Source organism: Neobacillus notoginsengisoli (assembly GCF_003515685.1).
GTDB classification, from domain to species: Bacteria; Bacillota; Bacilli; order Bacillales; family Cytobacillaceae; genus Bacillus_D; species Bacillus_D notoginsengisoli.
The window spans coordinates 332690-343179 of the sequence record NZ_QWEG01000005.1; the positions used below are offsets into that span (position 1 = coordinate 332690).

The following is a 10490-nucleotide window of genomic DNA, read 5'->3' on the forward strand; positions in this document are numbered from 1 at the left end:
CGGTTTTTGCCTGTCACGAAGGCGCTTGCGCTTTTTATTTATTAATCAATCCTCAACTGTTTTCCTTTGTCAATTGGCAGGCGGATTATTAGCAGTCCATCTTTGCATGTTGCTTTTGCTTTATGTTCGATGATTGGTTTCGGAAACGAAACAGAGCGCGAATCAAGCTTTTTGGTCATTCTTCTTCGGAAATTTCCCGCGGCTTCATCTGTTTCAGTCAGTTCCTCCCTGTTTTCAACAGAAATGACGACCCGGTTGCTGAAAATGCCAATTTGTATTTGTTCCTTGTTCACCCCGGGAAGCTCTGCTGATATGATATATTCATCTTCAGTTTCCTTAAAATCCAGCTGGAAGGCGACTCTCGGAAAAGGATGGTTGAAAAATTCATCCATTGTCTGCAGGAAACCCCGAACTGGGGGAAAATGAAATAAATCATTTACTGAGCGCATAACATGTTGTAAAGGTTCTGGCTGTAGGCTTCTGGATTCTTCATCTTTTCTTCTTTTTTTTCTCTCCTCCGGCATTTCCATTCCCTCTCTTTAAAACAATTTAGTTATCTTATCCTATGACGGGACGAATGGAAGAGTGAAAACCGGAAGGAGTTTGAACGATTTTCGACACTTGTTTATTTGTGATAAACATCACATTCTGTTACTTGAAATGTATATTATGCTTAAACTGTAGTACGAAAGAAAGCGAGGAATGAATGATGTTTTGTTACCAATGTGAACAAACTCCCTCCGGCGGCTGCACAATCGTCGGCGTATGCGGGAAAGATGAAACGATTGCAAGCGTTCAGGACACGATTATTTTTGCCCTGAAAGGGATAGCGGCTTACCGGACACATGCCAATCAGCTTGGGGTAACTGATTCGTTTGTGGACACTGTTACCCATGAAGCGCTTTATATGACATTAACGAACTCGAATTTCAATGTCCAGGAGCATATTGATATGGCAATGAAGGTAGGCCAGTCTGCTGTCCGGGTCATGGAAATACTTGATGAAGCACATACGGGGCGCCTTGGCATTCCAGAGCCAATCCGCGTCAGCCAGAATAAAATTGAAGGCAAATCGATTGTCGTTACTGGGCATAACTTGTTTGCCCTCGAAGAGCTGCTCAGGCAAACAGAAGGAAAAGGAATCAACATTTATACGCATTCTGAAATGCTGCCGGCCCATGGTTACCCGGCACTGAAAAAATATTCACATTTGAAAGGGAATATCGGAAAAGCATGGTATGACCAAAGACGTCTTTTCGAAAAATTCCCGGGGGCCATTCTTGCAACGACAAACTGCGTAATGCCAATCAAAGGAAGTTACGCTGACAGGATGTTTACATATGAGGTTACGGGCCTTGAAAACGTCCAAAAAATTGTCGGAGATGACTTTACGCCATTAATTGACCGAGCGCTTGAACTGCCTGCGGCCAATATTGAATCCGAGGAAACACTTGTCACAGGTTTTCACCACGAAACTGTGCTAGGGCTTGCACCAGAAGTCATTGAAGCCGTGAAGGCAGGAAAAATTAAGCGATTTTTCGTCATTGCCGGTTGTGATGCTCCTGGAAAAGGCGGGGGGTACTACCGGGAGCTTGCGACATCCCTTCCGCCGGAAACAGTCATCCTGACAACTTCCTGCGGGAAATTCAGGTTTAATGATGTTGATTATGGAGTTGTGCCTGGAACCGAAATTCCGCGTTATATTGATTTGGGCCAGTGCAACAATTCCGGATCCACTGTAAAAATTGCCAAGGCTCTTGCTGATGCATTTGAATGTGAAATTAATGAATTGCCTATCAGCATTGTCCTTTCCTGGTTTGAGCAAAAAGCGGTTGCAATTTTGCTTGGACTCTTTAGCCTGGGCATTCAGGACATCCGGATAGGGCCTAAACCGCCTGAATTCATTTCAGAGGGCGTCCTAGAAGTTCTCCAGAACGCTTTTAACTTAAAACTAATCGGAACCGCACAAGAAGATATGAACGAAATGCTTCAGCTTTCAGATATAAAATAAGCAAAACGAACCGCAGACTTCCCGCCTGCGGTTTTTTATTTAAACATTTCTCTAGAAGATTTCCTCTAACATGTCCTCTGGGTCAAAGAGTATATTTCCTTTTTCATCGACTTCAATTAATTGCTCCTTTTTCATTCTTGTCAGAGTCCGGCTGACGGTTTCCCTTGTCGTTCCAATCATATTCGCCAAATCCCTGTTAGTAAACTCGGCTTTTAGCAAAATTCGGCCGTCGGGCTGCTCCGTACCGTGTGTTTTTCCAAGCCTTACGAGCAATTTTATGATTTGTTCGTTTGTGTTATTGAGAATCTGTTCCTCTAACCTGTTTTGCAAATCGACGATTCGCTCTCCAAGTACCTTGAAAAGTTTAATCGAAAGTTCCGGATTGTCGATTAAGACCTTTTCAAAATTTGCGATTGGAACGATCACGAGAGTTGCTGGGTCAAGCACTTCGGCAAACGCGGGATAATCGCCTCTCCTGAAAAAACCAACATGCGGGAACATATCTCCTTTTTTCTGGATCGAGACGATTTGCTCCTTCCCACTAGAATCGCTTTTATAAATTTTAATTTTTCCCCGGTATACAAAATAAACGTTTTTTAAGGGCTCACCTTGCATAAAAACATGTGCGCCTTTTTTAAATTCCCGTGTAAGGGAGATATCGGATATTTTCTCTAGTTCATATTCATCCAATTCCTTGAAAATTGTAAAACGGGATAATAAATCTCTGATTGCAGCAGCTTTCAAATCCTTCACCCCAAATTCATTCTATCTACTTTCCATTTTAGCAGATTACCAGAGATTGAGCATCCGGCCAGTTAATCAGGCCTGCAACCCCCTGTGGTTAATTTTTCCTTTGAGAATTCCACTTTTGAGAGAAGATTTTCCTTTAGAAACGAACGTCTATTCGCTAGAATAGAAGAATGGGGTGATTATGATGAAACTTCGAAAAAATCTTCAAGAAATACTTGAAACGTTAAAATTGGATAACAGCTATAAAGAAAATATTGTCCATTGGCACACGATTGATGAAAAACCAGCGAGGTTCGAGCCGCTCCCTGAAAGTCTTCATCCTCTGTTAAAGGACGCGCTTTGTAAAAGGGGGATTAAGGAGCTTTATACGCACCAAACCTCCGCCTTTAAAAAAACGATGGCCGCTCAAAGCTTTGTAGCAGTCACTCCTACAGCATCTGGCAAAACACTCTGCTACAATTTGCCCGTCCTTCAATCGATCATCAAAGACAGCAATGCACGGGCGCTTTACATGTTTCCAACAAAAGCGTTGGCACAGGACCAGAAAAGCGAAATCAACGAATTAATCCAGGAAGCTGGACTCGATATAAACAGCTATACATACGACGGGGATACGCCTGCAAACATTAGGCAAAGAGTCAGAAAGGCGGGCCATGTTGTCATTACAAATCCAGATATGCTCCATAGCGCCATTTTGCCCCATCATACAAAATGGGTTTCCTTGTTTGAGAATTTAAAGTTTGTAGTCATTGATGAACTGCATACGTACAGGGGCGTTTTCGGCAGCCATGTCGCGAATGTCATCCGAAGGCTAAAGAGAATCTGTCATTATTACGGTAGCAATCCGGTGTTCATTTGCACTTCAGCGACAATCGCGAATCCCGTCGAACTGGCAGAGTCATTGACTGAGACAAAAATGGAACTCGTTGATAACAACGGAGCCCCAACTGGGAGAAAGCACTTTGTCTTTTACAACCCGCCGGTAGTGAACAAGCCGTTAAACTTAAGAAGAAGCGCAACACTTGAAGTGAGGAGAATAGCAGGCGAGCTTTTGAAAAACAAAATCCAGACAATTGTTTTTGCAAGAAGCAGGGTGAGAGTTGAAATTATTCTTACTTATCTTCAGGAACTTGTTAAAAATCAGCTTGGAGCAAAATCAATCATGGGCTATCGGGGCGGGTATTTGCCAAGCGAAAGGCGCCGGATTGAAAAAGGGCTCCGTTCCGGTGAAATTTATGGTGTTGTCAGTACAAATGCACTCGAACTGGGCGTTGATATTGGCCAGCTGCAAGTATGTATTATGACCGGATACCCTGGTACGATTTCGAGTGCCTGGCAGCAGGCAGGCAGGGCGGGAAGGCGGCACGGCGAGTCCCTCGTCATGATGGTTGCAAGCTCAAGCCCGCTTGATCAATATGTGATCCAGCACCCTGATTATTTCTTTAAGAAAAGCCCTGAAACAGCGAGGATAAACCCAGATAACCTCATTATCTTAATTGACCACCTGAAGTGTGCCGCTTATGAACTTCCCTTTAAGAACGGAGAAACATTCGGTTCTTATGACACAGAGGAGCTCCTGGAGTATCTGGCGGAGGAGCGGGTCCTTTACCGGAACGGGGATAAATGGTACTGGATGAATGATTCTTTCCCAGCCCATAACATCAGCCTCCGTTCGGCTTCACAAGAAAATGTGATTATTATTGACCAATCCGATGTGGCGAACATAAAAGTTATTGGTGAAATGGATACTTTTTCTGCCATGACCCTTCTTCATGATGAGGCCATCTATTTGCATCAGGGAATTCAATATCAGGTGGAAAAGCTCGATTGGGATGAGAAAAAGGCGTTCGTCAGGGAAGTCGATGTTGATTATTTTACGGACGCGAATCTCGCTGTCCAACTGAAAGTGCTAGAAGTAGACAAGCTTTCAACGCGGGAAGGATCAGAAATTGGCTACGGGGACGTAAGTGTCAGGGCAATGGCGACGATTTTCAAAAAAATAAAATTTGAAACACATGACAATATCGGATCTGGCCCTATTTTTCTCCCTGAAGCAGAGCTTCATACAAATTCCGCGTGGATCTCCCTTAATGAATCAGTCGGGGATATGGGACAAGACCGGCTTGAACAGGGGTTGATTGGGGCAGCTCACGCTTTGTCGCATATCGCGCCTTTATTTGTGATGGCAGATCCCCAGGATATCCATGTAGTGCCTCAGGTGAAAGCAGACCATAATGAAAAGCCGACTATTTTCTTCTATGACCGATATCCAGGCGGGATTGGCCTTAGTGAGAAACTATTTTCAGGAATGGAGACAGTCCTAGAACAGGCCGGTTCCATGATTGAAAATTGCCTCTGTGAAAGCGGGTGCCCTTCCTGCATCGGAATGGACACTTCAACAGAAACTGCCAAACGGGATGCCCTAAGAATTGTTCATCTTTATCTTAATTCAGCTAGGAGGGCGCGGATGTAGCCATGTCTTTAAAAAACAAATTAAACAGGCTAAAACCGCATCTTACAACCGGAAAATCCACTAGCCACCCGGTCGATAAGCCAAATGCAGTGGATATGGATATTCCTTTTTTGAAAGAGTGGTCGAGTGAAGGGGTAAAACCGTTTTATTTTGATGGACAGTATTGCTTTGTTCGGGAAGTTAGCTACCCGCTGTCCCATAAGCATGGAAAGTATCGATTCTCTGATTTCCTTGAGGCAGCTGCTATTTGGGAAATGAGCGGAATTGACCACCCACTTTCGTCAGCGGGCCACTCTCCTGGGGATTTATTCTTTTTTGATACCGAAACGACTGGGCTTGGCGGAGGAGTTGGCAATACCATCTTTCTGCTTGGTCACGCTAGCATCAAAGGAGATCATCTTGTTCTGAGGCAGCATATCCTGCCTCATCCAGGTGCGGAAGTCCCTTTATATCAAAGCTTTCTAGAAAACATCGACTATCGCACACTCGTTACGTATAACGGTAAGTCATTCGATTGGCCACAAGTAAAAACAAGGCATACTCTTGTCAGGAATCATGTTCCAAAGCTTCCGCAATTCGGGCACTTTGACTTGTATCACGCCGCGCGGAGGCTATGGAAACATAAACTCGATCGAATGAAACTCTCAGTTGTTGAAAAGGAAGTGCTTGGGGTAGAGCGTGTCGATGATATTCCCGGATTCCTCGCACCGATGATTTATTTTGATTTTATTGAGAGCGGCCGGATTGAGGGAATGCTGGGCATCATGAAGCATAATGAGCTTGATATCCTATCCCTTGTCACACTCTATACGCATCTTACCTTCCAAATTTGCGGAAGGGATGAAGGACGTTCACATGAGGAAACATATGAAGTCGGGAGATGGTTTGCTGCTGTTGGAAACCATCATGAGGCAGCGAAGGCTTTTGAAGGGCTGGTGGAGCGGAAAGGTGATGATGCGGCCCGCCCAATGCTCGCACTTGCCTATACGTATAAAAAGAAAAAGAAATGGGATCAGGCACTTGAGTTGTTTTGCTCCGCGGCAGAAGAAGGAGTAGACAACCTAACGATTGAAGCCTGCATTGAGGCTGCCAAGATTTTGGAACATAAAACAAAAGATTACACGAAGGCTTTAACCTATTGCAAAAGGGCTCTTGACGTGTACAAAATGGAACAGCCAGCGACTAAAAAGGGGAAATTTACAGCTGAAGAACTGGAACACAGGCTTGAGCGCCTTCAGAAAAAGCTTGGACAAAATCTTCGCCAAACCGAAAATAGTTGAAAAGAGGCCGCTTAAGGGCCTTTTTTTAAAAAAACTGTCACATATTTGTCATAATTACTCTCGAATTTCCTCTGACCCTATATTGTTTTTAATTTTCAAAAAAGGTACAATATGTATTTGGGAGAATTGATTTCGACAAAAACCAACAATTTTACGGGGCTGGTGCGGATGTATAAAGCAATTTTATTTTTATTCTTTTTGGTTGTTTGCCTGACAGCATTTGTTTTTACGAACTTAAAAGAAAGTTTTTATGCATTTTTGTGATAAAATAGGGTTAATTCCCAGGCACCTGAGCCTTGACGGCATAGGCTATTAAGAGCTTATGCGAAAAGGAGTGGGTGCCATGTTTATGCGTCCAGGCAACAGGGGCATGTTTATGCCCGGAATGCCAATGCAAGTGAACCATGAATATTCCACAGTCATTATTCCTCATCTTCATCCTGTCCATGGGATAACCGTTCACCATCAACGGATTATCCATGAGCATTATTTCCCCCATCAACATTCTTCTGTGGGAAATATTGTTTATCATCATCATCTGCCTCCTAGGAATTAGGCATGACGCACTGTTTTTGAGACATATAGTATGTTCTACAAATTGGGCGGATTTTTCGCCCTTTTTGATTAGCTCTAATGGAAGGAGGGAAGTTTTTGCCAAAAGTACTTGCTGTCTCGGGGTACAAGCCATTCGAGCTTGGCATTTTCCAAAAGGATCACCCTTCTGCATTGTATATAAAAGCAGCGTTTAAAAAAGAAATCAGTGTAATGGCTGAATCGGGGCTGGAATGGGTCCTAATCAGCGGCCAGCTAGGCGCGGAGCTGTGGGCTGCCGAAGCAGTGTTCGAGCTTCAGGAGGAGTATCCCGAATTGAAGCTTGCGGTTATTACGCCTTTTCTCGATCAGGAAGAAAAGTGGAATGAAAAGAACAGGGAATGGTATGAATCCATTCTGGCAGGTGCGGACTTTATTGATTCCGTTACAAAGAAAAAGTATGAAAGCCCGATGCAATTCAGGCTAAAAAACCAATTCTTCATACAGAAAAGTGATGTTCTCCTTCTTTTATATGATACAGAAAAGGAAGGAAGCCCAAAGTTCATTTATGACTTTGCAAAAGGGCTGGAACAATATCCGGTCCGCCTGATTACTTTTTATGATTTACAGCAAATTGTCGAGGAAGAAGAGATGAAACGCTTTGATTATTAGTCGGTCCCTTGGATGAATGTTAGCGTGTTAAATAAGGACTAAAGAATAATGGAAAGAAAAATTGACAAAACGGTTAATTTTTGAAAAAATATTAAGTAATGATTGGCGAAGCCTGAGGTGAAGAAAATGTTAGCGGATAAAATTAATCTTACGGCAAAGGACATTTTGGAACAGGAATTCAAATCGTCCGTGCGCGGCTATAAACAAGAAGACGTGGATAAGTTCCTTGATTTGATTATTAAGGATTATGAAACGTTTCACCAGGAAATTGAAGAACTTCAGCAGGAAAATCTTCGGTTGAAGAAGCAGCTTGAGGAAACGTCGAGAAGAGCTCCCCAGCAGCCTGTCCAGCCTGCTGGCACAACAAATTTTGACATTCTGAAGCGTCTTTCCAACCTTGAGAAGCATGTATTCGGAAACAAACTTTACGACTAATCTCAGGAAATGACAGTTCTTCCTGGGATTTCTATTGCTTTTGAACAGGAAACTACATATAATAGAGATTGTCCATTTTATGTGTTCGGGTAATCGCTGCAGTTTTCGCTGCAGAGGAAAGTCCATGCTCGCACAGGCTGAGATGCCTGTAGTGATCGCGCCTGGTGAAACAATAAGCCAGGGCAGCCGCATTCGCGGCTGACGGCCGGGAAAATGCCTAAGTCCTTTGGATATGGCATGAATACCTGTAAAAGTGCCACAGTGACGGAGCCTTCAAAGAAATGCGAAGGGTGGAACGAGGTAAACCCCGCGAGCGAGAAACCCAAATTATGGTAGGGGCGCTTTCTCCACGGAATTCAACGGAGGAGAAGGACAGGTTTTTGCCTGTAGATAGATGATTACCACCGGAGTACGAGACTTTGTCGCTTGCAGTACAATGGAACAGAACATGGCTTACAGAACACATGGATGGAATGAAATCATAAACAGCAGAGCTCTCCTTACGGGGAGCTTTTTTCATTTCTGTCATATTGGACTTTTCGTTTTATTTATGTAATCCTGTTAACAGATAAAGCATACATATCAAGATTGGGTGAGATAATGAGCAAGTACGAATTAATAGCAACTGCTGCGATGGGCCTTGAGGCTCTCGTGGCGAGGGAAGTAAAGGAACTCGGCTATGAAGGCATGACCGAAAATGGCCGTGTGACATTTAAAGGCGATGAAAAAGCGATCGCCAAGGCAAATTTATGGCTCCGAACTGCTGACCGAATAAAAATTAAGGCCGGTGAATTTAAGGCCTATTCATTTGATGAGCTTTTTGAAAAAACAAAAGCCTTGCCATGGGAGAATTTTTTGCCTGAGGATAGTGAATTTCCTGTCAGCGGGAAGTCTGTAAAATCGAAGCTTTTCAGTGTCTCTGATTGCCAGGCGATTGTGAAGAAGGCCATTGTCGAAAGGCTCAAAACGGCGTACCGAAGAACTTCCAGATTCGAAGAGACCGGACCGCTTGTCAAAATAGAAGTTTCCTTGCTGAAGGACGTGGCTACCTTAACAATCGATACGAGCGGTGCAGGCCTTCACAAGCGCGGCTACAGAGCGGGGCAGGGGGAAGCGCCATTAAAGGAAACTCTGGCGGCATCCTTAATTCTTCTGACGAACTGGACAGCTGAAAAGCCGTTTATCGACCCTTTTTGTGGGTCAGGCACTATTCCGATTGAGGCAGCGCTTATCGGGCAAAACATTGCCCCAGGCTTCAACAGGGAGTTCGTTTCTGAGCAATGGGGCTGGATCCCTGAAAAAGTGTGGAATGAAGCGCGTATGGAAGCGGAAGACCTTGCAAACTATGATCAGCCACTTGAGATCCTTGGCTCCGATATTGACCACAGAATGATTAAGATTGCCGAGGGGAACGCCTTTGAGGCAGGCCTTGGCGATTTGATTTCGTTTAAGCAAATGCAGGTAAGGGATTTAACGTCAGATAAGCAATACGGCGTCGTTGTTGCCAACCCGCCTTATGGTGAGCGCCTTGGTGACAGGCCGGCGGTTGAAAACATGTACAAGGAAATGGGGGCAGCTTTTGATAAGCTGGAAACATGGAGCAAGTACATCCTCACCGCCCACGAAGGCTTTGAAAAGTTCTACGGCAAGCCGGCAACGAAAAAACGCAAACTGTTTAATGGATTCATTAAAACGGATTATTACCAATATTGGGGGCCGAGGCCGCCGAGAGTTTAATGCAGCACGAAAATGTTTTTTTGAATAACACCCCTTCTTCCTGAATAAAATGATGGCATATGACCATTTTTAGGAGGAAGGAATCCAATGTATCAACCGGTTGATTTCGCAAAAATTGCCAAGGCGATTGAAGCGACGGAGAAATTACTCTACCAGGAATCGAATTTAAAAGAAAAGGCACAGCTTTTGCTAAAAGAAGCGGACAGGAACTGGAAACAGGCTCTTTCCATTTCAGGCTGCAGGACAGAATGTTAAACCTGTTTGGCAAGAGGTTGTTGATTCATTGCATCCTTTTTATTCAAAAGAGAGAAGAGCAAAACGAAAGAGACTGGACAGATTGCTATCTGTGCCAGTCTCTTTTTCATTGTTGCGTGCCCAGGCAAGCCGTTAATTGCTAATTGGTGAAAGTCCAATCTGAGTAAGTACCAAGACGCTCATTAGCTGACAGGCAACTGGTGGAGAAATCCTAAGGTATGAAGCCCTGTGACAACGTAACCCCTTCGGGGGTGCAAGCAAACTGACAGGTTGTAACATAAAGTGAATCCTGCCGCCTCGTCAAAAGAGACCTCATTAAGAGGACAAAGAGAAGTCGAGCCTGGAG

The 10490-nt window shown here is 44.0% G+C and carries 10 protein-coding genes and 1 other RNA gene; 9 read left to right on the forward strand and 2 right to left on the reverse strand.

Annotation, left to right across the window (positions count from 1 at the left end; all coding sequences use genetic code 11):
* Positions 1-41 precede the first annotated feature (41 nt).
* On the reverse strand, positions 42-524 hold the full coding sequence (locus D1B31_RS10180; protein ID WP_118920665.1) for an Hsp20/alpha crystallin family protein: 483 nt from the start codon (positions 522-524) through the stop codon (positions 42-44).
* A gap of 185 nt (positions 525-709) precedes the next feature.
* Between D1B31_RS10180 and hcp the strand changes: the two genes are divergently transcribed.
* Positions 710-2011, forward strand: a complete 1302-nt coding sequence (hcp, locus tag D1B31_RS10185) for a hydroxylamine reductase (protein WP_118920666.1) — start codon at positions 710-712, stop codon at positions 2009-2011.
* Between the two features lie 51 nt (positions 2012-2062).
* Here the strand turns inward: hcp and D1B31_RS10190 are convergent, their stop codons facing one another.
* Complete coding sequence (locus D1B31_RS10190; RefSeq protein ID WP_118920667.1) at positions 2063-2755, reverse strand: Crp/Fnr family transcriptional regulator; 693 nt, start codon at positions 2753-2755, stop codon at positions 2063-2065.
* A gap of 190 nt (positions 2756-2945) precedes the next feature.
* Here D1B31_RS10190 and D1B31_RS10195 point away from each other — a divergent pair, with 190 nt between their 5' ends.
* The 8 genes from D1B31_RS10195 to D1B31_RS24230 all read left to right on the forward strand — a co-directional run bounded on the left by D1B31_RS10195 (position 2946) and on the right by D1B31_RS24230 (position 10144).
* On the forward strand, positions 2946-5234 hold the full coding sequence (locus D1B31_RS10195) for a DEAD/DEAH box helicase (protein ID WP_118920668.1): 2289 nt from the start codon (positions 2946-2948) through the stop codon (positions 5232-5234).
* 2 nt (positions 5235-5236) lie between these two features.
* On the forward strand, positions 5237-6514 hold the full coding sequence (locus tag D1B31_RS10200) for a ribonuclease H-like domain-containing protein (protein ID WP_118920669.1): 1278 nt from the start codon (positions 5237-5239) through the stop codon (positions 6512-6514).
* A 343-nt stretch (positions 6515-6857) separates the two neighbouring features.
* Positions 6858-7070 (forward strand): CotD family spore coat protein, encoded by a 213-nt coding sequence (locus D1B31_RS10205; protein WP_118920670.1) that lies wholly within the window; start codon positions 6858-6860, stop codon positions 7068-7070.
* Between the two features lie 77 nt (positions 7071-7147).
* Positions 7148-7717, forward strand: a complete 570-nt coding sequence (locus D1B31_RS10210) for an SLOG family protein (protein ID WP_118920671.1) — start codon at positions 7148-7150, stop codon at positions 7715-7717.
* A gap of 126 nt (positions 7718-7843) precedes the next feature.
* Positions 7844-8152: a cell division regulator GpsB gene (gene gpsB, locus D1B31_RS10215; RefSeq protein ID WP_118920672.1), complete on the forward strand. Its 309-nt coding sequence runs from the start codon at positions 7844-7846 to the stop codon at positions 8150-8152.
* A gap of 81 nt (positions 8153-8233) precedes the next feature.
* An RNA gene (gene rnpB / locus D1B31_RS10220) (RNase P RNA component class B) lies at positions 8234-8613 on the forward strand.
* A gap of 139 nt (positions 8614-8752) precedes the next feature.
* Positions 8753-9889: a THUMP domain-containing class I SAM-dependent RNA methyltransferase gene (locus D1B31_RS10225; protein ID WP_118920673.1), complete on the forward strand. Its 1137-nt coding sequence runs from the start codon at positions 8753-8755 to the stop codon at positions 9887-9889.
* Positions 9890-9976: 87 nt separating this feature from the next.
* Positions 9977-10144, forward strand: a complete 168-nt coding sequence (locus D1B31_RS24230) for a hypothetical protein (protein ID WP_158587516.1) — start codon at positions 9977-9979, stop codon at positions 10142-10144.
* Positions 10145-10490 lie beyond the last annotated feature (346 nt).